This is a genomic window from Xanthobacter variabilis, from assembly GCF_043831965.2.
Lineage (GTDB): Bacteria > Pseudomonadota > Alphaproteobacteria > Rhizobiales > Xanthobacteraceae > Xanthobacter.
On sequence record NZ_CM195533.1, the window covers coordinates 2290956 to 2316032 of the forward strand.

General features: G+C 67.6%; 22 protein-coding genes. 9 read left to right on the forward strand and 13 right to left on the reverse strand.

Features of this window, described 5'->3' with window-relative positions:
- Positions 1–45: 45 nt before the first annotated feature.
- Both V5F26_RS09875 and V5F26_RS09880 read right to left on the reverse strand, forming a co-directional pair.
- Positions 46–591 carry a hypothetical protein gene (locus V5F26_RS09875; protein ID WP_394054457.1) on the reverse strand — a complete coding sequence of 182 codons (546 nt, stop codon included), beginning with the start codon at positions 589–591 and terminating at the stop codon, positions 46–48.
- Between the two features lie 204 nt (positions 592–795).
- Complete coding sequence (locus V5F26_RS09880; protein ID WP_394947933.1) at positions 796–1809, reverse strand: P1 family peptidase; 1014 nt, start codon at positions 1807–1809, stop codon at positions 796–798.
- A 180-nt stretch (positions 1810–1989) separates the two neighbouring features.
- Here V5F26_RS09880 and V5F26_RS09885 point away from each other — a divergent pair, with 180 nt between their 5' ends.
- Positions 1990–2721 carry a cytochrome c biogenesis CcdA family protein gene (locus tag V5F26_RS09885; protein WP_234052452.1) on the forward strand — a complete coding sequence of 244 codons (732 nt, stop codon included), beginning with the start codon at positions 1990–1992 and terminating at the stop codon, positions 2719–2721.
- Positions 2722–2878: 157 nt separating this feature from the next.
- Here the strand turns inward: V5F26_RS09885 and V5F26_RS09890 are convergent, their stop codons facing one another.
- The 6 genes from V5F26_RS09890 to V5F26_RS09915 form a co-directional block, all read right to left on the reverse strand.
- Positions 2879–3979: a branched-chain amino acid ABC transporter substrate-binding protein gene (locus V5F26_RS09890; RefSeq protein ID WP_394054453.1), complete on the reverse strand. Its 1101-nt coding sequence runs from the start codon at positions 3977–3979 to the stop codon at positions 2879–2881.
- A gap of 100 nt (positions 3980–4079) precedes the next feature.
- The gene (locus tag V5F26_RS09895; RefSeq protein ID WP_394054451.1) at positions 4080–4526 is read right to left on the reverse strand and encodes a DUF6867 family protein; all 447 of its coding nucleotides are present in this window, start codon (positions 4524–4526) and stop codon (positions 4080–4082) included.
- A gap of 1 nt (position 4527) precedes the next feature.
- Positions 4528–5262 (reverse strand): ABC transporter ATP-binding protein, encoded by a 735-nt coding sequence (locus V5F26_RS09900; protein ID WP_394054449.1) that lies wholly within the window; start codon positions 5260–5262, stop codon positions 4528–4530.
- On the reverse strand, positions 5259–6200 hold the full coding sequence (locus V5F26_RS09905; RefSeq protein ID WP_394947934.1) for an ABC transporter ATP-binding protein: 942 nt from the start codon (positions 6198–6200) through the stop codon (positions 5259–5261). Before V5F26_RS09905 ends, V5F26_RS09900 begins: the two co-directional genes overlap by 4 nt.
- A complete protein-coding gene (gene livM / locus V5F26_RS09910) occupies positions 6200–7687 on the reverse strand; it encodes a high-affinity branched-chain amino acid ABC transporter permease LivM (protein WP_394947935.1) in 1488 nt (495 codons plus the stop codon). The genes V5F26_RS09905 and livM overlap by 1 nt, the downstream gene beginning before the upstream one ends.
- Positions 7687–8604, reverse strand: a complete 918-nt coding sequence (locus V5F26_RS09915) for an ABC transporter permease subunit (RefSeq protein ID WP_234052446.1) — start codon at positions 8602–8604, stop codon at positions 7687–7689. The genes livM and V5F26_RS09915 overlap by 1 nt, the downstream gene beginning before the upstream one ends.
- A gap of 506 nt (positions 8605–9110) precedes the next feature.
- On the opposite strand from V5F26_RS09915, the gene V5F26_RS09920 reads away from it, so the two are divergent.
- The 6 genes from V5F26_RS09920 to V5F26_RS09945 all read left to right on the forward strand — a co-directional run bounded on the left by V5F26_RS09920 (position 9111) and on the right by V5F26_RS09945 (position 17715).
- Positions 9111–10154, forward strand: coding sequence for a bile acid:sodium symporter (locus tag V5F26_RS09920; RefSeq protein ID WP_509210499.1), 1044 nt, complete (start codon positions 9111–9113; stop codon positions 10152–10154).
- 503 nt (positions 10155–10657) lie between these two features.
- Complete coding sequence (locus V5F26_RS09925; RefSeq protein ID WP_394945837.1) at positions 10658–12883, forward strand: GGDEF/EAL domain-containing response regulator; 2226 nt, start codon at positions 10658–10660, stop codon at positions 12881–12883.
- A gap of 9 nt (positions 12884–12892) precedes the next feature.
- On the forward strand, positions 12893–14875 hold the full coding sequence (locus V5F26_RS09930; RefSeq protein WP_394945838.1) for a sensor histidine kinase: 1983 nt from the start codon (positions 12893–12895) through the stop codon (positions 14873–14875).
- Positions 14876–15066: 191 nt separating this feature from the next.
- Positions 15067–15687 (forward strand): Maf-like protein, encoded by a 621-nt coding sequence (locus tag V5F26_RS09935; protein WP_234052206.1) that lies wholly within the window; start codon positions 15067–15069, stop codon positions 15685–15687.
- Positions 15684–15896 carry a DNA gyrase inhibitor YacG gene (gene yacG / locus V5F26_RS09940; RefSeq protein ID WP_394059208.1) on the forward strand — a complete coding sequence of 71 codons (213 nt, stop codon included), beginning with the start codon at positions 15684–15686 and terminating at the stop codon, positions 15894–15896. Before V5F26_RS09935 ends, yacG begins: the two co-directional genes overlap by 4 nt.
- A 340-nt stretch (positions 15897–16236) precedes the next feature.
- The gene (locus tag V5F26_RS09945) at positions 16237–17715 is read left to right on the forward strand and encodes an aldehyde dehydrogenase (RefSeq protein ID WP_394945839.1); all 1479 of its coding nucleotides are present in this window, start codon (positions 16237–16239) and stop codon (positions 17713–17715) included.
- A 518-nt stretch (positions 17716–18233) separates the two neighbouring features.
- Here the strand turns inward: V5F26_RS09945 and tmpT are convergent.
- Entirely contained in the window at positions 18234–18878 is a 645-nt protein-coding gene (tmpT, locus tag V5F26_RS09950) for a thiopurine S-methyltransferase (RefSeq protein ID WP_394059212.1), read from the reverse strand.
- A 211-nt stretch (positions 18879–19089) separates the two neighbouring features.
- Between tmpT and V5F26_RS09955 the strand changes: the two genes are divergently transcribed.
- Positions 19090–20511, forward strand: coding sequence for an aspartate aminotransferase family protein (locus V5F26_RS09955; RefSeq protein ID WP_394945840.1), 1422 nt, complete (start codon positions 19090–19092; stop codon positions 20509–20511).
- A gap of 62 nt (positions 20512–20573) precedes the next feature.
- Here V5F26_RS09955 and V5F26_RS09960 read toward each other — a convergent pair whose 3' ends face one another.
- From V5F26_RS09960 to V5F26_RS09975, 4 genes are all read right to left on the reverse strand, one after another.
- Entirely contained in the window at positions 20574–21179 is a 606-nt protein-coding gene (locus V5F26_RS09960) for a glutathione S-transferase N-terminal domain-containing protein (protein WP_394945841.1), read from the reverse strand.
- A 69-nt stretch (positions 21180–21248) separates the two neighbouring features.
- A complete protein-coding gene (locus tag V5F26_RS09965) occupies positions 21249–22097 on the reverse strand; it encodes a 23S rRNA (adenine(2030)-N(6))-methyltransferase RlmJ (RefSeq protein ID WP_234052201.1) in 849 nt (282 codons plus the stop codon).
- 143 nt (positions 22098–22240) lie between these two features.
- On the reverse strand, positions 22241–22909 hold the full coding sequence (locus V5F26_RS09970; RefSeq protein ID WP_394945842.1) for a ribonuclease T2 family protein: 669 nt from the start codon (positions 22907–22909) through the stop codon (positions 22241–22243).
- Between the two features lie 125 nt (positions 22910–23034).
- On the reverse strand, positions 23035–23538 hold the full coding sequence (locus V5F26_RS09975) for a hypothetical protein (RefSeq protein WP_394059215.1): 504 nt from the start codon (positions 23536–23538) through the stop codon (positions 23035–23037).
- Between the two features lie 231 nt (positions 23539–23769).
- Here V5F26_RS09975 and V5F26_RS09980 point away from each other — a divergent pair, with 231 nt between their 5' ends.
- Positions 23770–25047, forward strand: a complete 1278-nt coding sequence (locus tag V5F26_RS09980; protein ID WP_394946471.1) for a type III PLP-dependent enzyme domain-containing protein — start codon at positions 23770–23772, stop codon at positions 25045–25047.
- Positions 25048–25077: the final 30 nt, after the last annotated feature.

Genomic DNA, 25077 nt, shown 5'->3' on the forward strand with positions numbered 1-25077 from the left:
CCGCTGTTTTCGAGCGAACCGGCTTCGGCCTCGCTCGGAAATGCTCTAGCCCCTGACGTAATATTCCCGTGGCCGCGTGCCTTCCCGGAAGTAGCCGAACAGCGCGGCGGCACCCACCACCTGCGCCAGGATGCCGGGCGCGAGGGCGGCGAAATCCGCCACCGTCGCGCCATCGGGCGCCATTGCGGAGCGGATGGCGAACTGGCTGTAGGCCGAAACCAGCACCCAGGCCGCCAGCAGGGCCGGCGACACCATGAGCGCATGGCGCGACTTCATCACCGTGAGAACGATGAAGCTGACGCCCCAGGCGAACAGGACCAGCTGCGGCCACAGGCCGAGCCGCAGCAGCTGCGCCTGGATGGTGGAGCCGGCGAAAGTCTCGCTCAAAGCCCAGCTCGCGCCGGAAACGCCAGTGGCCGCCACCAGGGAAAACAGTGCCGCCAGGGGCAAGGCGGTGATGCCGCAGGCGCACCAAAACAACACCATGAGGGCCCCGCCCAACCGGGGCGTCTCCCGTTCCGTGGCTCGGCGGCGGGGCCGGGGGGCCTTGGGGGGCGTGGAAAGCGGCACGGCGGAACGCGGTTCGGTCATGTCAGGTCCTTCGGCAGGTCCGTCGGCAGGTCCATCGGCGCGCTCCGGGTACTGCGCGGCCGCTCGGATGAGGAGAGCACATCAAGGGTTGGAGGTTTAGAGCATCGGGCCGATTCGATGAAACATGGGGGTGGTTCGCTCTCTCGCGCGGCGGGGAATACGGCGCCTGCCCCTGGTTCAGGCCTTGCCGGTGCGGGCGGGTTCTCAGGGCTGGAGCGGCGTGGCAGGGGCGCCGAACAGGTCGCGCCAGCTGGGCTGCGCGCCTGGAAAGGGCAGGGCCTTGGCACTGAACACCGCGCGCGCCACCGCCCGGGCGAGCACGCTCGCCGCGCAGGCGCCGATGCGCGCCAAATCGGGGAGGGGCTCGGCCAGGGGGCGGCGGCCGGTGGCGAGGGCGAACACGCTGTCGCCATCCAGCGGCGTGTGGATCGGAAACAGCGACAAAGCGAGCCCATCCTGCGCCATCACGGCCAGGCGTTGCGTCTGGGCCGGCGTCAGGACGGCGTCGCACGCCACGACGGCCAGGGTGGTGGCCATGCGCGCCACATGGCCCTTGAGGGCGGGGGCGGAGGCCTCGTCGGGAACCGTGGCTGGCAGGCCCAGCCCGCCGAATTCCGCAGCGCGCTCATAAGGCGCCGCGCGGAAATAGGGGCCGGTGCCGAACAGCGGATTGCCCACCGCGTTCACGGCCACCACCGCCCCGACCACATGGCCAGAAGGCAGGACCGCGGACGCGGAGCCGAGCCCGCCCTTCACCGTGGCTGTAGTGGCGCCCAGGCCGGCGCCGACGCTGCCCAGAGCAAAGTCGAGCGCCGCCGCCTTCAGCGCCGCGCGCCCGAGTAGCCCATAAGGCGGCTCGGCGCCCCATGCCTTATCGCCGCCGTTCAGCAGATCGAACAGCACGGCCGAGGGCACGATGGGCACTCGCGCCGTTCCCACCGCGAAGCCGCGTCCCTGCGCCGCCAGCTCGGCCATCACCCCGCCCGCCGCGTCCAGCCCGAAGGCGGAGCCGCCGGAGAGCACCACCGCGTCCACCGCCTGCACGGTGGCGGTGGGGCCGAGCGCATCGCTCTCGCGGGTGCCGGGGCCGCCGCCGCGCACATCCACTGCGGCAACGGTGGGCTCATCGCACAGCACCACGGTGACGCCGGTGCCACGACGCGCGTCGTCCGCATGTCCCACCTTCAGGCCCGGAACGTCGGTGATGAGATTGCGCATGGTGTCCTCCCGCTGGCCTCTCCTTGTAGAGCGCCTTCGCGCCTGCGGAAACGGCCTGGGGCGGGCGCACTGGGCCCGTGCAGCGCTCACAAGCCGGGGAGCGCGGCGAAGTGCGGCTTGCCGGCGGCGCCCGCACGGCCCATGAGGGGGGCGGATTTGAACGATTGCCGTCAAGGTTCCATGGCCGACGTCACCCTTCCCGCCGCCTTCCTGGCTGGCCTCGTAAGCTTCGTGTCCCCCTGCGTGCTGCCGCTGGTGCCGCCCTATCTGTGCTTTCTGGGCGGCAGCACCCTGGAGGAACTGGCCGGCGATGAGCCGGTGAAGGAGGTGGGGCGGCGCGCCATCTTCGGGGCCGCGCTGTTCGTCTCCGGCTTCTCGCTGGTGTTCGTGCTCCTGGGGGCGGGCGCCTCCGCCATCGGCGACCTTCTGCGCGCCCACCTGGACGTGCTGTCCATCATCGCCGGCTTCGCCATTCTGGTGATGGGGCTGAACTTCCTTGGCGTGTTTCGCATCCAGCTCCTGCATCGCACGGCGCGGCCGCATGTGAACGAGCCCACCGGCCTGTGGGGCGCATTCGTCATGGGGCTTGCGTTCGCGTTTGGCTGGACGCCGTGCCTCGGCCCGGTGCTGGGGGCCATCCTGGCGGTGGCGGGCTCGGAGGGCGCGGTTTCCAAGGGGGCGCTGCTGCTCGCCACATATTCGCTGGGCCTCGGCGTTCCGTTCCTGCTGGCGGCGGTGGCGGTGCGCCCGTTCCTGGCGAGCCTCGTGCATGTGCGCAAGCTGCTGCCGGTGATGGAAAAGGTGATGGGCGCGCTCCTGGTGCTCACCGGCATCGCCTTTATGTCCGGCTGGATCGCCCATGCCAGCTACTGGCTGATCGAGACCTTTCCGGCGCTGTCCACCATCGGCTGAGAGGGCGCCGCGCGGTTGCCGCTCGCCGGCCAGCTCCTCCCAACCCTTCCGCCTAAGCTGCGGAGGGCGTTTGCCGCGGAGCCGCGAGGCGGGCCTTGTCCCATGAAAAAGCCCGCGCACAAGGCGCGGGCTTCGTTTCTTCGGCGCAGCGCTCAGCTCAGAGCTGCTTGTAGGCGCCGTCCTTCCACTCATAGACCACGTAGTCGATCTTGGTGATGTCGCCCTTCTTGTCGAAGGAGAGCGGGCCGAGCACGGTGTTGAACACCTTGCCGGAATGGATTTCCGCCGCGATCTTCTTCGGGTCGAGGGACTTCGCCGCCTCAGCCGCCTGCTTGATCACCTGAACGGCGGCGTAGGAATAGAGCACATAGCCTTCAGGATCGACGCCCTTGGCCTGGAAGGCGGCGACGATATCCTTGGCGGCCGGGTTGTTGCGCGGATCGGGGCCGAAGGTCATCAGCGTGCCAGCGGCGCCGGGGCCAGCGATGGTCCAGTATTCCTTGTCGGCGATGCCGTCGCCGCCGAACAGCACGGTGTTCATGCCCTGGTCGCGCATCTGGCGCACGATGAGGCCGGCTTCCGGGTGCAGGCCGCCGAAATAGACGAGGTCGATGCCATTGGCCTTCAGCTTGGAAACGAGGGCCGAATAGTCCTTTTCGCCGGGATTGATGCCCTCATAGAGGACTTCCTTCATGCCGCCCTTGTTCATGGCCTTCTGGGTCTCGTCCGCGAGGCCCTTGCCGTAGGGGGTCTTGTCGTGAACGATGGCGACCTTCTTGCCCTTGAAGTTCTTGACGATGTATTCGCCGGCCACCGAACCTTGCTGGTCGTCGCGGCCGCAGGTGCGGAACGTGTTCCACATCTTGCGTTCGGTGAAGGTGGGGTTGGTGGATGCAGGGCTGATCTGCAGCACACCGGCTTCTTCATAGTCGGTCGATGCCGGGATGGAGACGCCCGAGTTGAAGTGGCCGACCACATACTTCACGCCGTCGGAAATGAACTTGTTGGCGGCGGACTTGCCCTGCTCGGGCTTGCCCGCGTCATCGCCCACGGAAAGCTCGATCTTCTGGCCGAGAATGCCGCCCTGGGCATTGATGTCGGCCACCGCCTGCTCGGCGCCGGTCTTGAGCTGGGCGCCGAAGGCCGCGGCGCCGCCGGTCATGGGGCCGCCCACGCCCATCTTCACCTGAGCCTGGGCCCCGCCCGCGAAGGCGAGGCTGGCGCCGAGCGCAAGCGACGCCAACAAGAGTTTCCTCATCTCATCTCTCCCCTCGTGTGCCCGCCCCGCGATTCGGCGCGGCCGGGCAGGAAATGGCGCGGCGCATTGTGCCGCAATTGATGGGCCTGTCGATGGGGCCTCACGGCTCCTCGACGCTGTCCTGGCGCCGCCAGCTGAAGGGGCCGGCGGGGGTGAACATCCAGCCGTACTGCACGCTCATCTGCCACTTGCGTACGTGACGGAACCCCAGCACCGCCACCGCCAGCAGGAACAGGAACTCGGCCAGCGAGGTCAGCGGCTCCAGCAACTCGTCGTTGAACAGGGCGAAGTGGCAGAAGCGCACCGCCACCGCGAGCAATGCGCAATAAAGGACGAGCTGCGCCAGGGAACCCCAGCCCCGCGCTACCGCCTTGCCGGTGAGCCACGCGGCCCCGCCGCCCATGGCGAGCGAGACCAGGACGAAATCGCCGAGCGAGGTGCCCATGACCGCGTCGGGCCAGGCGATGATGGCGAGGGCCAGTCCCACCAGCACGATGATGGGGCCGATGAGCCATGGCGAGGACGAGCGGCCGGGGTCCGACGCCATCTCAATGCCCCCCTTCAAGGTAGGCGGCGCGCACTTCCGGGCGGGCCAGAAGATCGGCGCCGGTGCCGCTCATGGTGATGAGGCCGTTGACCATTACATAGCCGCGATGGGCCAGCTTCAGGGCGTGGTAGGCGTTCTGTTCCACCAGGAACACGGTGAGCCCCTCGGTCTCGTTCAGCATGCGGATGGCATCGAAAATCTGCCGCACCACCAGGGGCGCGAGGCCCAAAGAGGGCTCGTCCAGCAGCAGCAGGCGCGGCCGGCTCATGAGCGCGCGGGCGATGGCGAGCATCTGCTGCTCGCCGCCGGAAAGGGTGCCACCGCGCTGGCCGATGCGCTCTTTCAGGCGGGGGAAAAGCTCGAACATGCGTTCGAGATCCTCCGCGAAATGGGTGCCGCCCTCCATTGCGGCGCCCATCTGCAGGTTCTCGTAGACGGTCATGCGCGGGAAGATGCGCCGGCCTTCGGGCGACTGGGCGATGCGCAGGCGCATGATCTCATGGGTGGGCAGGCGCGTGATGTCGCGCCCCGCGAAGGTCACCCGCCCCTCGCGGGCCTGGGGCGAGCCGCAGATGGTCATCATCAGCGTGGATTTGCCGGCCCCGTTGGCGCCGATGAGGGTGACGATCTCACCCTCCTTGATATCCACGTCGACGCCCTTCAGGGCGATGATGTTGCCATAATAGGTCTTCACGCCCCGCACCGAGAGCAGGGGGGTGGCGGTGGCAGCAGTCATGCGTGAACTCCCGCCACGGCTTCCACCTCTTCCTCATCCTCCACGCCCAGATAGGAGGCGATCACCTTGGGATCGTTGCGCACCTCCTGCGGCGTGCCGTCGGCGATCTTGCGGCCATATTCCAGCACCACCACGTGGTCGGAAATGCCCATGACCACGCTCATGTCGTGCTCGATGAGCAGGATGGAGGTCTCGTGCTCGGCGCGGATGGCGAGGAGCAGGGTGTTGAGCTCCAGGGATTCGCGGGGATTGAGGCCGGCGGCGGGTTCGTCCAGGCACAACAGCGCGGGGCGCGTGCACATGGCGCGGGCGATCTCCAGCCGCCGCTGGTCGCCATAGGGCAGGTCGCCGGCCGGATCGTCGGCGCGGGCGGTCAGCGCGATCTTGTCGAGCCAGTACAGGGCGTGGTCCACCGCCTGCTTCTGCTGGCGCCGCCAGGAGGGCAGGTTCAGCAGCGCGGCGGGGTTGATGAGGCCGGCCTGGGTCAGCGACATGTGCTGCGCCACCAGCAGGTTTTCCAGCACCGTCATGCCCGCGAACAGGCGGATGTTCTGGAAGGTGCGGGCCACCTTGGCGCGGGAGGAGACCTTGTGATCGGCCAGGCGCTCCAGGAGATAGGTGGTGCCCGCCGCGGTGCGGGCGGAGGCGAGGCCGCCGCAGGTGAGCGCGTCCAGCTCCGCATCGGTGGCGGGGCCGCCCTGCATCAGGGCCAGCCGCCCGGTGGAGGGCTTGTAGAAGCCGGTGATGCAGTTGAAGACGGTGGTCTTGCCGGCGCCGTTGGGGCCGATCACCGCCGTGACCTCGCCGCGGCCGGCGCGGAACGAAACGTCGCCCACCGCCACCAGGCCGCCGAAGCGCATGGAGAGGTGGTCCACCCTCAGCAGCGGGTTGAGATCCCAGCTTTTCGGCGCGGGGGAGGGAGAGGCGGCTTCAGCCATCAGCCGTGGCCCTCCTTCACCAGGGCGCCGGACACGGCCTTGCGCTCCTTCAGGAATATGGTGGGCATGCGATTGGCGACCAGCCCGCGCGGGCGCCACACCATCACCGCCACCATGGCGAAGCCGAAAATGAGCATGCGATACAGCGAGGGGTCGAAATCGGAGCCGAACAGGAAGTCCGCCTTCAGGAAGGAGAGGTTGCGCAAGAGCTCCATGCCGCCGATGAGCAGGATGGCGGCGGAGGCCACCCCGATCTGCGAGCCCATGCCGCCCAGCACCACGATGGCCAGGATCACCGCCGATTCCATGAAGGTGAAGCTCTCGGGCGAGACAAACCGCACCCGCACCGCGAAGAACGCCCCCGCGAACCCGCCGAACATGGCGCCGGTGGCGAAGGCGGTAAGCTTGGTGAGCGTGGTGTTGATGCCCAGCGAGCGGCAGGCGATCTCATCCTCGCGCAGCGCCTCCCAGGCCCGGCCCACCGGCATGCTGCGCAGGCGGATGGTGGCGAGCGCCGTCAGCGCGGCCAGCCCCAGGATGACGAAATACAGGAAGATCATCCGGTGCATGGAATTGTAGTCGAGGCCGAAAATGGCCGCGAAACCATCATCACCGCTATTGAACGGCACGCCGAAGAAGGTGATGGGCGGAATGGAGGAAATGCCAGCCCCACCATTGGTGAGCGACACCCAGTTAATGAGCACCAGGCGGATGATCTCGCCGAAGGCCAGCGTGACGATGGCGAGATAGTCGCCGCGCAGCCGCAGCACCGGAAAGCCCAGGATGATGCCCCAGAGCCCGGCCAGCAGGCCGGCCACCGGCAGGCACACCCAGAACGACCACGACGCCCAGAAGCCCTCCGCCACATGGGCGTCGAAGAAGGCATTCAGCGGCACGCTGCTGGAGAGCAGGGCAAAGGTGTAGGCGCCCACCGCATAGAAGGCGACATAGCCGAGATCGAGCAGCCCCGCGAGGCCGACCACGATATTCAGGCCCCACCCCAGCATCACGTAAGTGAGAATGTAGATGCCGAGATCCACCCAATAGCGGCTGAGCGAGAGGCTGCCGGAAAAGACAATAGCGATAAAGGGATAGAGCAGCGCAAACGCGAAGAAGGCAGGCTTCAGCGCCGGCGCGATGCGCTGTGAGACGCCGGCCAGCGCGGCCGATTTCGCCCGCGGTGGCCGGCCGGGACGCCACACCGTGAGGTTCAGCACTAGCCGTAGAACCATCACCAGCCCGGCGAACACGGACACCAGCCCGAACCGGTAGGTGAGGGTGAGCGGCCCGGAGCCCGACTCCGTGGCGCGGAAGCCCACCAGGGGCAACAGCAGCAGGCCCGTGATGATGCCGCTGAGCACCGCATCCTTGAGCGCCGGCAGCAGCACGGCCTGGGCCGGCGGGGCGGGCGGCGCCGGCTGGGGCGCCGGCGCGCCCTCGGGAGGCGTGTCCTCACGCTCCCACAGGTCGGAACGGTGGTCCGCCATCACACCTTCTCCACTTCAGGCCGGCCGAGCAGGCCCTGGGGCATGAAGATGAGCACGACGACGAGGATGGAGAAAGCCGCCACATCCTTGTATTCAATTGAGAAATAGGCGGACCAGAAGGTTTCGATGAGGCCGATCAGCAGGCCGCCGAGCACCGCTCCGGGCAGCGAGCCGATGCCGCCCAGCACGGCGGCGGTGAACGCCTTCACCCCCGGCACGAAGCCGTCCGCGAAATTCACGACGCCATAATACATCAGGTACATCACCCCCGCGACGGCGGCGAGGGCGGCGCCGATGACGAAGGTGAGGGAAATGGTGCGGTCCACATTGATGCCGAGCAGGGCGGCCATCTTGCGGTCCTGCTCGCAGGCGCGCTGGGCGCGGCCGAGGGGCGTCTTCTGCACCAGCCACCAGAAGCCGAACAGGAGCCCGGCGGTGACCGCCATGATGATGATCTGCTTGTAGGCGAGGGTGACCTGATAGCCGTTGCGCTCCATCAGCACGATCACGTCGGGCACCATGGGCGGCAGCGGCTTGTTGCGCGGGCCCTGGGCCACCTGCACGAAGTTCGACAGGAAGATGGACATGCCGATGGCGGAGATCATGGGCGCCAGGCGGAACGAGCCGCGCAGGGGGCGATAGGCCACCCGCTCGATGGCCCAGCTCACCAGCCCGGTGAACACCATGGCCACAACGAGCGTGATGGCCAGGATGAGGAAAATGGAGCTGATGCCGATGACCGTCGTCAGAAGCAGCACGCAGATGAGGCCGATGAAGGCGCTCACCATGAACACGTCGCCGTGCGCGAAGTTCACCATGCCGATGATGCCGAACACCATGGTGTAGCCGATGGCGATCAGGCCGTAGATCGACCCGAGGGTCAATCCGTTGATAAGCTGCTGGAGGAAGATGTCCATCCGCCGCTTGACCCCTCTGCTCTGGTGGCCCCGCCTACAAAATCATCGTGCATGATGTTTGGGCGAAGCGCGTTTTTTTAACTCATAACCCGCCCCGGCGGCCGACACAATTCTCACCTCAGCCGGCTCGCGGCTCGCCTTGCGGTGGCGGGGTCAAGCTTGGGCCAGCTGGGCGCGCATCGCAATGGAGCGGCTGGCCCGCGGACTTCGGGCGTGCCGGCCGCTTGCACTTTCGCTGCATTTCTGGGGACGGACGGGGGGTGCCGGGTCTTTTGCCTGCGGTGCAAGCGCAGCATGGTTGACCGAAAGTGAAACGCGGACCAAGTTGCCGGCGCTGCCGAGGCACAGATCGGCGGCAAGCCCGCCCGGTTCCGGACCCTTTCCGGCGGCCGGAGCAGCCAAAAACAGGCCGACGCGTTCCTTCGGAAATTCGCCGTCGCCGAGGGAGGATCTCACCCCGAGTTCCTCAAGCCATAAGCCGTCTGCCCCAGCCCATGACCTCCTCCATGCCCCGACGCATCAAGATTGACCCGTTTCTTCCTGCCCTTGTGGCGGTTGTTGTGCTTGCCCTGGTCTGGCCGCAGCCGGGGGTGACCGGGGGCTTTCTCCACGCGGACCGCGCGGCCACCTGGGGCATCGGCGTCATCTTCTTCCTCTATGGCGTGTCGCTCGCCACCCGGCGGCTGCTGGAGAGCGCGACCCGCTGGCAGCTGCACCTGGTGGTGCAGCTCGCCACCTTCGCGCTGTTCCCGCTGGTGGTGGTGCTGGCCATGCCGCTCATCAACCGGCTGATGCCGGAGGAAGTGGGCATCGGCTTCTTCTTCCTGGCGGCGCTGCCGTCCACGGTATCGTCGTCGGTGGCGATGACGTCGCTGGCCAAGGGCAATGTGCCGGTGGCCATCTTCAACGCCTCGATCTCCTCGCTGATCGGCGTGTTCGTCACGCCGCTGCTGATGGCGTGGTACCTGCACGCAACCGGCGGCTCCATGGCGCTGGGCGATGTGATCGTGAAGCTCATCATGATCGTCATCCTGCCGCTGGTGGTGGGCCAGCTGGTGCGCCCGCTGCTGCTGTCGTTCGTGGAGAAGCACAAGCTGATCGTGAAGATCGCGGACCGGGCGGTGATCCTGGCGATCGTCTACAACGCGTTCTGCGACAGTGTCGCGGAAGGGGTGTGGAGCGGGCACAGCGCGCTGCTGCTGATCGGCATGGTGGCGGGTGTGGGGCTGCTGTTCGCGGTGGTGTACTGGCTGCTGGGGCTGTTCTGCCGGTTTGCGGGGTTCAACCACGCGGACACGACGGCGGTGCTGTTCTGCGGCTCGAAGAAGTCTTTGGCGACGGGGCTTCCCATTGCCAAGGTGATGTTCGGCACCTCGCCGCAGCTGTCGCTGATCATCACGCCGATCATGATCTACCACTTCCTGCAGCTGGTGGTGATCGGCTTCATCGCCGGCGGCCGCGCGGCCAAGGGCGAGGTGCTGGAAGCCCTGGCCCAGGAAGAAGCCGCCGAACCCTCCCTCATCGCCGACGACCCACGCGACAAGGCCTGAACAACCGGGCCTGAGAGGCGGGCTGCCGCGGAGAGAGCAGGGCGCGCGGTGCTCAGGCTGGCCGCGCGGTGTCTCTTCCCCGTTCCTGGAAATTCCGCACCGGGGCCGGAGGGAGCCGTGCGCCCGCGCCTCACGGGTGTCCGCTTCAAGCTGTCCGCCGTGCCGCAGCCGTGGGGCATCACGGTCCCCGCGGCCCACCCCTGCCGAAGCCATTTCGTCATATGTGAACGCTGGTTATCCAACCTGGCCTTACGGCATTGGGCTCCGGGGCTCAGAATGCGCCGGCGCGCCCATTGCATGGATAGCCCTGGCGCTCCGCGCGCCGGCGGCTGGTCGGCATCCCTGGATGCTCGCAGTTGCAGCACGGCTGGGTTGTCTGCGCCCTGAGAATGGGCTTGTCAGCGCGAGAAATACAATCGAAGGTATGGCGTAATGCCAACCTCAGGTTATAGTCCTATACCAACGTAGTAGTCGGGTCTCACATCGTTGCGCGGGAGGGGAAGGTGGACACCAACCTTCGGGAAGCGATCGATCGGGACGATCTGTTTACCTTCTCCGATGAGGGGCAAGGTGATTTCGCTGCGGCTGACGTGCCTTGCATCACCGTTCTCAGCGTCGACGATGATGGCTTGTTTCAGCGCTCCCTTGAACTGTCGCTGACACGCTTCCGGTATCGGGATGCGTCGGTGGAATTCCTCAAGGCGAACTCCGCCACCCAGGCGGCCAAGATCCTGTCGGAGCGGCCGGATATCGCGCTGGTCCTGCTCGACGTGGTCATGGAAACGGACGATGCGGGCCTTCGCCTTGTGCGCAATCTGCGCGAGGTGATGGGCAATGCGGAAGTCCGCATCGTGCTGCTCACCGGCCAGCCGGGCATGGCGCCCATGCTGCCCTCGCTGGAGATGCTGGACGTTTCCGACTACTGGCTGAAGACCGAGCTCAGCAATACCCGCCTCCACAGCATCCTGGTGAGCAATCTGCGCACCTGGGAGCAGATCCAGGCGCTCGGCCGGGCGCAGCGTGGGCTGCAGAGCATCGTCGAGGCCAGCAACGCCTTGTCGCGCGCTCGGGGCTTCGAGGATTTCGCCGGCCGCATGATCCTGGAGCTGGCCGGCCTCTTCGGGGTGCCCGCCGACGGCCTGGTCTGCGTGCGGGCGGACAGCGCGGCGAGCGATGTCAGCACCATCATCGGCGCCGCCGGCCGCTTCCAGGGGGCCTTGGGGCGCGCGCTGTCCGGCCTCGATGACAGTCGCATCCGGGGGCTGATTGAGGTGACGCTGGCGGGACGGCAGTCCCTGGAGGATGACAATTGCCAGGTCATGTTCTTTCCGGGCAACGAGCCGGAGACCGGGCACGCCGCCGCCTATCTGGCTACCGGCCGGCCGCTGGACGGCACCGAGCGCGAGCTGTTGCGCGTGTTCGTCAGCAACATCGCCACCGGCTTGGCCAATGTGGCCCTGTCGAGCCGCCTCGACCGGCTGGCCTATGAGGATCAGCTGCTCGCCATTCCCAATGCCAATGCCCTGCGCCGCGCGGTGGATGCGGCCCTGGACATGGCGGCGCCGCGCAATCGCATGCTGCTGATGCTGGAGCTGGACCAGTATTCGGAAAGCTGCGTTTCGCTGGGCGTTGAACAGGGAAACGAAATGCTCAAGGTGGTGGCGGAGAGGCTCCAGAAGCTGTTCCCACCGCCCTGCATGGTGGCGCGCCTGCATGAGGATACCTTTGCCGTTCTCGGTCCTTCCGATCTGGTCTGCGCCTCGCGCCTGCAGGAGCTGGAAATCGGGCCGGATACGCAGCGGGAGCCCTTCATCGGCGTCGATTCCGCGTGCCTCGACCTGGATCACGCCCGCGGCTCGGGCCAGAGCGTGCTGGCCACCGGCCTGCTGCTGCTGAAGAAGGCGCGCCTTCTCGGGGGGGCGGAAACGCTCCATTACGAGCCCGACCTCGATGTGGACGTCGAGCGGCGGTTCATACGCTCGCGCGAGCTCTACCGGGCCCTGCAGCGCGATGAGATCGGCGTCGTCTTCCAGCCCCAGGTGGATCTGGCCACGGGCCGGGTGGAAGGCGCGGAGGCGCTGGCCCGCTGGACCCAGCCGGATGGGCGGGTGATCCCTCCAGGGGAGTTCATCGCCATTGCGGAAGCCAACGGCCTCATCGTGCCCTTGGGCCTTCGCATCCTGCGCAAGTCCTGCGCGGCGCAGGCGGAGCTGAACAAAGCGGGCTTCGGCCTCACTTTGGCGGTGAACGTTTCGCCGCGCCAGCTGGCGCGGGAGGAGTTTGCCCATGAGGCGCTGGCCTGCTGCCAGGAGTTCGGGGTCGATCCGCGCACCATCGAGCTGGAGATCACCGAATCCATCGCCGTGGAGCAGCACCGGCAGGCGGGCAGCGTGCTGAATGAGCTTCAGGCCATGGGCTTTCCCCTGGCCATTGATGATTTCGGCACCGGATATTCCTCGCTCACCTTGCTGCGCGCACTGCACCCGGCGAAGCTGAAGATCGACCGTTCCTTCGTCAGCAGCCTGGGCGATCCCGGCACCGACACCACCATTGTCGAGATGATGGTGAAGCTTGGCCACCGCATGAAGCTCCGCGTGCTGGCCGAGGGGGTCGAGACGGAGACCGAGGCAGGGTGGCTGCGCGGGGAGGGCTGCCATCTGGCCCAAGGCTATCTGTTTGCGCGGCCGGAGCCCCTGGACGCTCTGCTGACGCGCCTGCGCGCCGCCTGAGGCCGGGGCATGGCCACCACACTTGCAGCGGGGCAACGACTGAAGTCGGTGATCGCCGCGGCAAGGCGGGCCATTGTCGTCGTCTATCGGCAGCGTTGGCGGGTGGGCATTTTTCTCGGCCCCTGGGTGCTCGCCGTCGCGATCGCCGTGCCGATGCTCTGGAACCAGATCGAGAGCGGATATCGGGAAACGCGGATCACGCGCAGCGCCGATATCATGCGCGGGGCAGCGGACCTCATCACGCGGGTGCTGGACCGGCTGGGGCGCGACATCCTCTTCCTCGGCGCGCTGACGGCCCGCCTGCCGGAACAGGAGCTGCGCCCCGATGGCATTGGCGGGCAGCTCTTCCTCAGCTTCGCCATCAGCTCTCCGGACTATGACCAGGTGCGCTGGATCGACGAGAAGGGCTGGGAACGGCTGCGGGTGGACCAGCGGGCGCGGGTGACCACGCTCGTTCCCCCAAGCGGGCTGCAGGACAAGTCGGCGCGGGCCTATTTTCGCGATGCCAACGCCCTGCCGATGAAGGGCATCTATTATTCCGCCCTCGACCTGAATGTGGAGCATGAACAGGTGGAGGTGCCGTTCCGCCCCATGCTGCGCGTGGCCACCCCTTTGCAGCGCGATGGCCGTCGCCAGGGCATCGTCATCATCAATTATGCCGCCCAGAACCTGCTCGACCGCATCCGCCGCCTGGCGGGCTCGGATCGGCGGGTGTCCTTGTTCATGGCCAATCGCGAGGGCTCCTGGATCATCGGGCCATCCGAGGATCTGGAATGGGCGTGGCAGCGCGGGCGCGATGATGCCGGCATCGCGCAACAGGCCCCGCAATTGTGGGCGGCCTTGAACCGCGGCGCCACGGGTGAGCTGGACGAGGGGGCCACCCATTGGGTGTTCCAGCGGCTCGACCTTGGCGGAAGCCTCATCGCCGCGCGCGATGCCAGCGTCATCGGCGGCCCGGGCACCCAGCTGTTCCTGCTGATCCGCATGAAGGCCTTTCGCGGGGAGGGGGGTGAGGCAGAGGCCAAGATCATCTTGTCGGTGATCGCCATTCTGCTCATGGCCATGGTGTTCGTCATCGCCGTCCGGCTGGCCCACGCGCTGGAGCAGGAGGCGCTGCAGACCCGCGCGCTGCAGGCTGCGAACAGCGCCCTGGTGGAGGCCAACCAGCACCTGGAGGACGCGCACCAGAGCATTGCCCGGGCCGAGCGTCTGTCCTCGCTGGGCCTCATGGTGGCCGGGGTGGCCCATGAGCTGAATACCCCGCTCGGCGTTGCCACCTTGAGCCTCAGCCGGGCCATGGACGCGGTGGGCAGCCTGGAGGGGCGGCTGAAGGCCGGCCTGCGCCGTTCCGATCTCGAGGCCTTCCTGGAGACCGATCGCAGCGACCTGTCCCTGGCCCAGGATGCCCTGCATCGCTGCGCCGACCTGGTGCGCCGCTTCAAGCAGGTGGCCCTCGATCGCGCGACCGTGGCGCGCAGGCCCATGGACCTGGCCGAAACCATCCGCGACGCGGATCCGCGCCTGCACAAATGGGATGCCAGCGGCGGCATCACCCTCTCCTGCGACCTCGAGGAGGGGGTGGAGATGGACAGCTATCCCGGGCCGCTCCAGCAGGTGGTGTCCAACCTCATCGGCAATGTGCTGAAGCACGCCTTCCCGGAGGGCCGGCACGGCAGCGTCCACATTCGGGCGCGGGCGGATTGGGCGGACAATGTGCGCATCGAGGTCGAGGATGACGGCGTCGGCATCCCGCCGGATGTGCTGCCGCACGTGTTCGAGCCCTTCTTCACCACCGCCCGGAGCAGGGGGGGTACCGGCCTCGGCATGCACATAGTGCATCAGATCGTGACGGAACTGCTCGGCGGGCGCATCGAGGTGGTGAGCCCGCCTCCCGAGGGGAGCGGCGGAGCCCGACGCACCGGAACCCTGATGACCATCATCCTGCCGCGCATTGCGCCGCTGTCGCAAACGCCGCCCGCTCCGCAGCAGTGACGCGAACGCACCTGGGCCATGACGGGGGCGTGGGCATTCCGTCGTTCACAGCGCGGGCCCTTTCCATTAGAGCGTGTCCGTAGGGAGCGCGTCCTTGCCAGGGCGTGACCCCTTTGGCTTGGCGGGGCGGCGGCCGGTCCGCCGCCAGCCGGTTTAGCCCGTCGCATGTTTGACGGTTTCAGGAGATGGTTGTGACCGATCAGCCCAAGCTCGTCCTGGCGTCCGGCTCCCCGCGCCGGCTGGCGTTGCTCAATCAGGTGGGGATCGAGCCGGACCTGCTGATGCCGGCCGAGCTGGACGAGACACCCGAGCGCGGCGAGCTGCCCCGCCGCCTGGCCCAGCGCCTCGCGGCCGAGAAGGGCAAGCTGGTGGCGGGGCGGGCGCGTGAGGCGGGCATGGAGGCCATCATCCTCTCGGCCGACACGGTGGTGGCCGTGGGACGACGCATCCTGCCCAAGCCGGAGCTGCGGGACGAGGCCGAGGAATGCCTGCGCCTGCTCTCTGGGCGCAGCCATCGGGTGTTCACCGGCGTCTGCTTGGTGGATCCGCGGGGCCGGGACCGCATCCGGCTGGTCGAGACCCGGGTGCGCTTCAAGCGCCTCTCCCGGGACGAGATGACGGACTATCTGGACTGCGGCGAATGGCGCGGCAAGGCTGGCGGCTATGCCATCCAGGGCATCGCCGGCTCGTTCGTGGTGAAGCTGGTGGGCTCCTACACAAATGTCGTGGGGCTGCCGCTCATCGAGGCGGTGGGCCTGCTGGCGGGCGAGGGTTATCCTGTGCGCGCGGGCTGGGTGGAGCGCGCCCAATGAGCGACACCGACAAGACGAGCGGACCGGCGGCCAACCCCGCGAAACCCTGCCCCATCTGCGGTAAGCCGCAGGTGGAAAAATACCGCCCCTTCTGCTCCAAGCGCTGCGCCGACGTGGACCTGAACCGCTGGCTCTCCGGCGCCTATGCCATTCCCGTCACCGCCGAAGAGGACGAGGACGGAGAGGTGCCCGAGCCGCCCCGCCGCTGAGGCCCCTTCCACCACACTTGAATTTCAGAGCCGCCGGTACGCTCTCCTGGCCGCGCCTTTGCGCGCGCGCCATCGGGACGCGCGTTTACAATTTATTGATTAATGAAGGGAAGTTTAAAATTCGCCGGCAAATCGCCGAGCCCTCTGCTGGCGTGCTCGCCTCTGTTACGGGACCGGCGGGCGCGGGGATGAGTGAACTTGGCGGGGCTGCTTCGGCTGGCTTTCCAGGTTGAGATTTTGCCGGCGAAAGAGCGTGGATTGCGCTGCCTTGCCTTGACGCCGCCCCCGGCGCCACGCCAGTTTTGACGCTCGAGGCCCATTTCGCGGCCGAGGAGCCATCATGACCGCGACGGCGGAACCTGTAGAGCACCCCACTTTTCGCACCCAGGCCTTCATCGACGGCGCCTTCGTGCCCGCCGCTTCGGGGCACACCTTCAGCGCCGTCAATCCGGCCACGGGCCGGGTTCTGGCGGAAGTCGCCGCCGGCGATGCCGCCGATATCGACCGGGCCGTGGCCGCCGCCCGCCGGGCGTTCGAGGATCGCCGCTGGGCCGGGCAGCGCCCGCTGGAGCGCAAGCGCACCCTGCAGCGCTTTGCCGAGCTGATCCGCGCCCATGGCGACGAGCTGGCTCTCACCGAGAGCCTCAACATGGGCAAGCCCATCTCCGACGCCCGCGCCGTGGACGTGCGCGCCACCGCCGATTGCTTCGCGTATTACGGCGAGTGCGCCGACAAGGTCTATGGCGAGGTGGCCCCGACCACGGCCGACAATCTCGCCCTCATCCTGCGCGAGCCGCTGGGGGTGGTGGGCTGCGTGACGCCCTGGAACTTCCCCATGATCATGGCCGCCTGGAAGGTGGCGCCGGCGCTCGCCATGGGCAATTCCGTGGTGCTGAAGCCGGCCGAGGAATCGCCCCTCACCGCCCTGCGCCTGGCGGAGCTGGCCCACGAGGCGGGCATTCCGGACGGCGTGTTCAACGTGGTGCCGGGCCTGGGCGTGGAAGCGGGCAAGGCGCTGGGCCTGCACATGGACGTGGACGCTTTGGCCTTCACCGGTTCCACCGAGGTGGGCCGCTATTTCATGCGCTATTCCGCCGACAGCAACCTGAAGCGCGTCTATCTGGAGCTGGGCGGCAAGACCGCTTTCGTGGTGGCCCACGACGTGCCGGACCTGGACGCGGTGGCGGAAGCCGTGGCCGGTGGCATCTTCTTCAATCAGGGGGAGATGTGCACGGCGGCCTCGCGGCTGCTGGTGGACAACCGCATCCGGGCCGATCTGGTCGCCCGCATCGCCGCCCTCGCGCCCCGCTGGATGCCGGGCAATCCGCTGGATCCGGCGGCGCCGGCCGGCGCGGTGGTGAGCCGGGAGCACCAGCAGCGTATCCTCGCCGCCATCGATCGCGGCGTTGCGGAGGGCGCGCGGGTGGTCACCGGCGGCACGGCGGTGCACCAGGAGACGGGCGGCGTGTTCGTGGCGCCTACCGTGTTCGACGATGTGGCGCCAAACTCTGCCTTGGCTCAGCAGGAGATCTTCGGCCCGGTGCTGTCCGTGATCGGTTTCGACGGGCTCGACGAGGCGGTGGAGATCGCCAACGGCACCGTCTACGGCCTCGGCGCGGCGGTGTGGAGCGGCGATCTGGCGGCGGCGCACAAGGTGGCGCGGCGGTTCAAGGCGGGCATCGTCTATGTGAACTGCTTCGATGCCGACGACATCACCACGCCCTTCGGCGGCGTGAAGCAGTCCGGCTTCGGGCGCGACAAGTCCTTGCACGCTCTGGAGAAGTATTCGGACCTCAAGACCGTCTGGACGCGCCTTTGATCCCAACGGCCCGTGAGCACCGCTCATGGGCCGCAGGTCAAGCCCGGGCAGGCTCGAGGGGGGCCTTGTGGCACTGGTTGAAGACCGGCGCTACTGGCATGAGTTCTGCCCTTCCGGCGGGCTCGGATTCTCAGCTTTTGCCCGCTGAGGAGTCCCCCGGACAGCTGTTCATGGCTTGGTGCGGGCGATTGGGCCGGGGCTTGGGCCGGATGAAGCGCCAAATCCCTGGCCAGCCGCCTTAAAGCCAGCACCTTTCGGCGCAGACGGCGCAGGCGGCGCGGGCCTATGCCGGTGCATCAACGTGCTCTGCGCGCCGCTCCTTCCTCCCCCGCTTGCGGGGAGGGGGCAAAACCGCTGGGAAGGCGGGCCCGGTCGCGAATCGAAAGGCGCTGCCTCGCAGCGCCAGAAAGCCTCAAAGGTCGAGCTTCCGCCCCACTGAGGTGGTCCGCGCTCCCTTCCCAAAGTGGGAGAGGGAACGCGCCCTTCGGCAACCTGCGTTTCTTGACGGTCGATCAAGCCTAGGGCTTGGCCCGGGTGAGCAGCCAGGCATTGTCGGTCGCCTCGCATTTGCCCTTCAGGCCGCCCGGCAGGGGCTGGCAATCAAGGTGGGCGATGGTGTAGGCGCCGTCATAATGGGCGTGGACCTCTTCCCCGCTTACGGCGAAGGGCGGGCCATCGGCGGCCGACTGGTCATAGGCGATCACCAGCAGCAGTTGCGGCACGCCGCCGGTCAGCTCCAGGATATGCCGGGTGTAAAGGCGGCGCATCTCCGCCGGCAGCGCCACCAGGGCCGCGCGGTCGTAAACGGCGTCCACGGGGCCGAGCGCGTCGGCGGTGAGCTGGAAGATGTCGCCCTGGAAGATCTCGATGGAGGGGGCGGCATAGCGCATCAGCGAACCCATGGCCGTGATGGTGGGCTCGACCCCCAGTTCCTCGAACAATTGCGCCACGGCAAGCGCGCACAGCTCCGCCCCCGCCACCTTCACCCCGCGTGAGAGCAGCCAGGCGATGTCGCGCGTCTTGCCGCACAGGGGCACGAAGACCCGCGCGCCGGGGGGCAAAGCGAGCCTGTCGAAATATTTTTCCAGGAAGGCGTTGGTCTTGCCTTCGTGAAATCCGATCTGGTTGTTGGCCCAGCGTGCCTGCCAGAAGTCCGCTTCCATGTGCGAAGGCCTTTCCTCGCCCGGTTCCGTGCGCCGTCGGATATATCACGAGGCGACGGCGCATGGCGTCATCGCGGCGTCATGCTGCGCTGTTTCTTGACGGGAAACAGGAATTCAAATTTGCTGGACAAGCGCCGCGATGCGCCCAGAGACGGGCTCCCCAGGGCCCGACACGGGGCTGCCGCGCGGGCTCACTAGGAGCAACTGCATCGTGTCATCCTCCCCCCTGTCCAACTCGACGGCCCACTGGCGCGCGCTCGACGCCGCCCACCACCTGCATCCGTTCTCGGACACCAAGGCGCTCAACGCCGAAGGCGTGCGTGTCATCACCAAGGCGGAAGGGGTCTATGTCTACGACAGCGACGGGAACAAGATCTTGGATGGCATGAGCGGCCTGTGGTGCTCCCAGGTCGGCCACGGGCGCAAGGACATCGTGGATGCCATCGCCGCCCAGCTGCACCAGCTCGATTATTACAACACCTTCTTCAAGACCACCCACCCGGCCGCCGCCGAGCTCGCCGCCGCCATCTCGGATGTGGCGCCGGAGGGCATGAGCCACGTCTTCTTCACCTCCGGTGGCTCGGAGGCCATTGACACGGTGCTGCGCCTGGTGCGGCACTATTGGGCCTCCATGGGCCGGCCGCAGAAGTCCATCTTCATCTCGCGCAAGAATGCCTATCACGGCTCCACCATGGGCGGCGCCTCGCTCGGCGGCATGACGCCCATGCACGCCCAGGGCGGCCTGCCCATTCCCGGCATCATCCATGTGCAGCAGCCCTATTGGTGGGCCGAGGGCGGCGCCATGGACCCCGACGAATTCGGCCTTTATGCCGCCCGCGAGGTGGCCCGCGCCATCGACGAGGCGGGAGCGGAGAATGTCGCCGCCTTCATCGGCGAGCCCATCCAGGGCGCCGGCGGCGTCATCATCCCGCCCGCGAGCTATTGGCCCGAGGTGGAGAAGATCTGCCGCGAGCGCGACGTGCTCCTGATCTGCGACGAAGTCATCTGCGGCTTCGGGCGCACGGGTGAATGGTTCGGCAGCCAGTTCATGGGCGTGAAGCCGGACATCATCACCTTCGCCAAGGGCATCACCTCCGGCTATTTCCCCCTGGGCGGCGTCATCGTCGGCGACAAGGTGGCGGAAGGCTTCATCGAGCACGGGGGCGAGTTCAACCACGGCTACACCTATTCCGGCCATCCCGGCGGCTGTGCGGCGGCGCTGGCCAACCTCAAGATCATGCATGAGGAAAAGCTGGTCGAACGGGTGAAGCACGATATCGGGCCCTATCTCCAGGAACGCTGGCTGAAGCTTGCCGAGCATCCGCTGGTGGGCGAGGCGCGCATGGTGGGCCTCATCGGCGCGCTGGAGCTGACCCCCGACAAGGACACCCGCGCCGCCTTCGCCGGCGAAGAGGGCACGGTGGGCCTCATCTGCCGCGATTTCTCCTTCCGGGAGGGGCTGATCATGCGCGCGGTGCGCGACGGCCTGATTCTGGCCCCACCCTTCACCCTCTCCCACGCCGAGGCCGACCTACTGGTGAACACCGCCTGGAAGGTGCTGGACCTGACCCATGCGGAGCTGAAAAAGCGCGGCCTCATGGTTCCCGTGCCGCGCGTCGGCGCGGCCGCGTGATTGCAAAATGAAAGGGCCGGCGGTGTGATGCCGCCGGCCCTTTTTCTCACGTGGCGTGCGCCTCAGCGCGGCGTGGTCTCGGCGAACATGGGGCAGCGGCCGGCGAAGGCCTCCTGCCAGGCCACCAGGCGGGGGTGGTTCGCCCGCCATTCGCCGCCGAAGCGGAAATCCAGGAAGCCCAGCGCGCAGGCCAGCGAGATTTCACCCACGCCGATGGGGCCATCGGCGGCCGGTGGCGTCGCGTCCAGCGCGTCCAGGGCGCGGGCCATCTTCTGGCGCTGGTGGTCCAGCCACTTGTCCTCGTGCTTCTCCACCGGGCGGAAGCGTCCTTCGTAGAGCACCAGCACGCCGGCATCCATCAGCCCGTCCGCCAGCGCCTGCAGCTTCAGCGCGCCGATATAGGCCTTGGGCTCCTTGGGGAGCAGCTTGCCGCCACCGGCCACCTGGTCGAGATAGGCGAGGATCACGCTCGAATCGTAAAGCCATTCGCCGTCATCAGTGAGCAGGGTCGGCACCTTGCCGAGCGGGTTCTGCTGGCGCAGCGTGTCGCTGGGGTCGACGGTGTCGGCCAGCTGGAGGTCCAGCGGAAGCCCGAGAATGGCGGCGGCGAGCCGGATCTTGCGGGCAAATGGCGAGGTGGCAGAATAGCGCAGGAGCATGAAGGCCATCCGGCTTTCGAGGGCAGGGCGCGCATCCCTACACCTTTCCGGGATTTTCTTCACCCAACCAGGAGGCGCTCACCGTTCCGCGGTGAGCCAGGACACGCGCACCCGCCCCTTGCCGTCCTTCGCCATCAGCGGGTTGATGGCGGTGAGGATGGTGCGGGCCTCATCCGCCAGGGTGAAGGGCGGATTGACGATGATGAGCCCGCTGCCCGACAGCGTATCGAGGCTGCGCACCTCCGAAAAATCGATCTCTACCCGCAGCGTCTTGGGCAGCTTCAGCTGCGCCACCTCGCGACGGAAGGCATCCACCGCCCGCAGGTCCTTGATCGGGTACCACAGCATGAGAATGCCGGTGGCGAAGCGGGCGTGCGCGGTCTTCAGGCCTTCCACCAGGCGGGAAAACTCCCCCTGCTCCTCGAACGGAGGATCCACCAGCACCAGGCCGCGCCGCTCGCGCGGGGGCAGGTGGGCGCCCAGCGCCTGCCAGCCGTCCTGCGGCAGGATCTTGGCGCGGTGGTCGTCGCCCAGCCGCTTCTCCAGCTTCGCGCGCTCATCCTTGTTGAGCTCGCAGAACAGGAAACGGTCCTGCGGCCGCGACAGCGCAAGGGCCAGGGCCGGCGAGCCGGGATAGAGGCGCCGTCCTTCCGCCCGCAGGTTCCGGATCGTCTCGAAATAGGGCGCGAGCAGCGCCGTCACCTTCTCCGGCAGATCGGCGGCCAGAAGGGTCTCGATGCCCGCTTCCGCCTCCAAGGTGCGCTGGGCGCTGGCGCCGTCGAGGTCGTAAAGCCCTGCGCCCGCATGGGTATCCAGCACGCGGAAGGGCGCTTCCTTCTTGGCGAGATAGGTGAGAACGCGGGCGAGCACGGCGTGCTTCATCACATCGGCCGGATTGCCGGCATGGAAAGCGTGGCGATAGTTCATGGGGGCGGGGTCACCGGGCGTGTTTGTGGCGTGCGTGTGCGGGGCTGCCACCCCCGCACACGCATCTATAGAAAGTGCGCCCCGTTTTCACGACCGATCACACGCGCGATCGGTCACATGGAAAATAGTGCGAGGCGCAGGCTTCAATTGCCGCGCACGGGGGGCATCACCATTTTCGGCAGGCGGCAGGAGCGCCGGTCCACCTCCGGGCAGGAGCGGAAGGCGAAGTCGCGCGACAGGCAGATGCGCACCTCGCGCAGGCGACGCTTGTCGCAGTCGACCGACATCATGTCCGGTTGAAGCCCCGGATTGGCGGTCCGGAAGGCGGTTTCCAGATCCTGGGGCGACACCATCAGGTAGTCGTCGAGCCGGGCGAGTTCGGCCGGCACCACCACCTTTTTGCGTGCGGCCCGGATGGCGGCGAAATAGCCCTGGGCATCAAGGCCGGAGCAGGTGCCGTGCTTTTTCCATTCGTGGATCACCAGCCGCTTGCTCGGCATGATGTCCAACATGGAATCCACGAGCCGGTTGGACACGTAGGGGGCCGGCTGCTCGCAAAATTCCGGGAAGCCGCGCTCATATTGCGGCCACAGGCCGTGCACCACGAACGCATAGGGGCGGCTCAGGGCGCACTGCGGTTCATTGGCGGCACGGGGGCCCTGGGCCTCGCAATAGGTGGGCGACCAGGACAAGGAGAGCACGTAGAAATCGAAGCCGTCGGGCGTGGCTGCCTCAGCATGAGGCTGGCGTGCCTCCGCCCATGCGGGATGCGCACCGCCGGCCGCCAGAAGAAGGAGCAGGACCGCGAGCATGCGGACCGCGGTGCCAAGATGCTGCCCCGCGCCGAGCGGGCCCAGCCGTTGCCTGTCTCGCCGCCCCTGACGGATGAAAGGGGTGATGGACGGCCCACGCACGCGCGGCGGGACCGCCGCAGACCTCACGGCTGAACCATCTTGCAGGACGGAGCGAAGGCATATTCGCGGTCAAGGCCGACGATGCACCATTCCACGCCCCAGGAGGCGCCAACGAAGCCACCCGATTCGACAATGGCGTAGTAGATCGGGCGCTTGTGGGCATCGGAGGTGTAGACGGTGCCGCGGCAATAGCGGCGCGGCAGATATTCAGGACCCCACGGCCGGAAAGCGATCTCGCTCAGATGCTCGAACTGGGTGATGGTGAGGTCCGAGGACCAGAACCGCCGCTCCGTCTCGCCGAAGCGCTGGGCGATGAGATTGAGCGCGGACTGCTCGTCGCAGGCCGGCACATCGCCGGAATAATTGGGGCCGGAGAGCCAGAAATTCAGCTCCAGCAGATTGGCGGCCTCGGCGCGGGGGGCGCTAAGGCCCAACGCCACGGCAAAAGCGGCCGCCCCGAAGCTGGCCAGACGACCGAAAACCTTGCGGTTCGCCTTGCCGTTCGCGGTGCGCACCCCATTCCCCATGGTCGTCTCCACTCGTCGCTGTTGCCGCAATGCGGCCAAATCGGTGCGAACGATGGCGCCGTCGAACCGGTTGGTCAAGCGCAACGGAGCCACACTCCTTGAGAAATCGTCAACGGAGCGGCACCCTGTCGGTGGCGGGCGCGCGGGTCCCTGCCGGGATGCGGGCTGGGCTGGCGAGGTCGCGGGAACGCAGGGAGGCATCTCGTGTCTCAATCACGCTTCGCTTTTGGCATGGGGGAGAATGGTCGCGCGGCGCCTGATGGGGGAGACCGGGGGCGCCTTCCGCGCTTCCCCAGCGGCCGTACGGCGGCCCTGGAGCTGCGACCCGACCACCCCGTATATTGCTTCCGGCCCGACGTGCTGCGGGCGGATGCGCGGACGTTCCTCTCCGCCTTTCCGGGCAACACGGCCTATGCGGTGAAGACCAATGGCGAGCCCATGGTGCTCGACACCCTGGCGCGCTGCGGTATCTCCACCTTCGACGTGGCGAGCCCGGCTGAGTTCGCCGCCGCGCGTGCGGTCTGCCCCGGGGCCGAGCTGCTCTACATGCATCCGGTCAAGGCGCAGGCCGATATTCGCCTGGCGCTGGAGCATTATCGGGTTCGCGCCATGGCCCTCGATCACGAGGACGAGGTGGCCAAGATCCTGCGCATCGTGCGTGGGCTGGATCTCGACCCTCAGGATCTCACGCTATTCGTCCGCATCGCCACCAAGGGGGAGGCGGCCTACGAGCTCTCGCGCAAGTTCGGCGCGGCGCCCGGCCATGGGGCGGAGCTGCTGCGGCGGATCCATGGCCTCGGCATCCGCTGCGGGCTGTGCTTCCACGTGGGCAGCCAGGTGGAAGACGCCTCCACCTACGAACGGGCCATCGCCATCGCCGCCGAAGTGCGCGACGCGGCGGGCGTCCCCCTCGTTGGGCTCGACGTGGGCGGCGGCTTCCCCGCGCTTTATGCGCGCGATCCGCGTCGCGAGGACAAGGCGATGCCGCCATTGAGCGAGATTCTCGCCGGCCTTGGCGGAGCGGTGGAGCGCCATGGTTTTTCCGGCGTGCCGCTGGTGGCCGAGCCGGGGCGGGTCATCGTCGCGCGGTCATTTTCGGTGATCGTGCGGGTGCTTCTGAAGAAGGGGCAGCGGCTCTACATCAATGACGGCATCTGGGCGTCCCTGTCGGATTCCTGGACCGGAAAGATCCTGCTGCCCGTGCGCCATATTCCCGATCCGGCGCGGCGCCGTAGGCCGGTGCGCGCGGCTGCCCTTGAGTCCTTCCGCATCTATGGCGCCACCTGCGACAGTGTCGACGTGCTCTCGCGTCCCTTTTACCTGCCGGCGAGCGTGGATACGGGCGACTGGATCGAGATCGGCCACATGGGGGCCTATTCCCTTTCCCTGCGCACCCACTTCAACGGCTTTTACCCCAATACCTTCATGGAGGTGGATGAGCCTTTCGATGCCGGCGACGCGCCTCAGGGCTTTGCCGAGGCGGAGCATCGCAGCGGCGGGGAGGGGTAAGGTGTGTCCGCGCCGTGTGGTGCTCCGCCG

Coding starts and splice junctions, on each gene's coding strand:
- V5F26_RS09975 (WP_394059215.1), bottom strand. CDS start 23,538: ATGGGGAATGGGGTGCGCACCGCGAACGGCAAGGCGAACCGCAAGGTT.
- V5F26_RS09920 (WP_509210499.1), top strand. CDS start 9,111: ATGCCCCGACGCATCAAGATTGACCCGTTTCTTCCTGCCCTTGTGGCG.
- yacG (WP_394059208.1), top strand. CDS start 15,684: ATGAGCGACACCGACAAGACGAGCGGACCGGCGGCCAACCCCGCGAAA.
- V5F26_RS09890 (WP_394054453.1), bottom strand. CDS start 3,979: ATGAGGAAACTCTTGTTGGCGTCGCTTGCGCTCGGCGCCAGCCTCGCC.
- tmpT (WP_394059212.1), bottom strand. CDS start 18,878: ATGGAAGCGGACTTCTGGCAGGCACGCTGGGCCAACAACCAGATCGGA.
- V5F26_RS09980 (WP_394946471.1), top strand. CDS start 23,770: ATGGGGGAGAATGGTCGCGCGGCGCCTGATGGGGGAGACCGGGGGCGC.
- V5F26_RS09895 (WP_394054451.1), bottom strand. CDS start 4,526: ATGGCGTCGGACCCCGGCCGCTCGTCCTCGCCATGGCTCATCGGCCCC.
- V5F26_RS09960 (WP_394945841.1), bottom strand. CDS start 21,179: ATGGCCTTCATGCTCCTGCGCTATTCTGCCACCTCGCCATTTGCCCGC.
- V5F26_RS09915 (WP_234052446.1), bottom strand. CDS start 8,604: ATGGACATCTTCCTCCAGCAGCTTATCAACGGATTGACCCTCGGGTCG.
- V5F26_RS09900 (WP_394054449.1), bottom strand. CDS start 5,262: ATGACTGCTGCCACCGCCACCCCCCTGCTCTCGGTGCGGGGCGTGAAG.
- V5F26_RS09880 (WP_394947933.1), bottom strand. CDS start 1,809: ATGCGCAATCTCATCACCGACGTTCCGGGCCTGAAGGTGGGACATGCG.
- V5F26_RS09970 (WP_394945842.1), bottom strand. CDS start 22,909: ATGCTCGCGGTCCTGCTCCTTCTTCTGGCGGCCGGCGGTGCGCATCCC.
- V5F26_RS09875 (WP_394054457.1), bottom strand. CDS start 591: ATGACCGAACCGCGTTCCGCCGTGCCGCTTTCCACGCCCCCCAAGGCC.
- livM (WP_394947935.1), bottom strand. CDS start 7,687: ATGGCGGACCACCGTTCCGACCTGTGGGAGCGTGAGGACACGCCTCCC.
- V5F26_RS09930 (WP_394945838.1), top strand. CDS start 12,893: ATGGCCACCACACTTGCAGCGGGGCAACGACTGAAGTCGGTGATCGCC.
- V5F26_RS09905 (WP_394947934.1), bottom strand. CDS start 6,200: ATGGCTGAAGCCGCCTCTCCCTCCCCCGCGCCGAAAAGCTGGGATCTC.
- V5F26_RS09965 (WP_234052201.1), bottom strand. CDS start 22,097: ATGAACTATCGCCACGCTTTCCATGCCGGCAATCCGGCCGATGTGATG.
- V5F26_RS09945 (WP_394945839.1), top strand. CDS start 16,237: ATGACCGCGACGGCGGAACCTGTAGAGCACCCCACTTTTCGCACCCAG.
- V5F26_RS09885 (WP_234052452.1), top strand. CDS start 1,990: ATGGCCGACGTCACCCTTCCCGCCGCCTTCCTGGCTGGCCTCGTAAGC.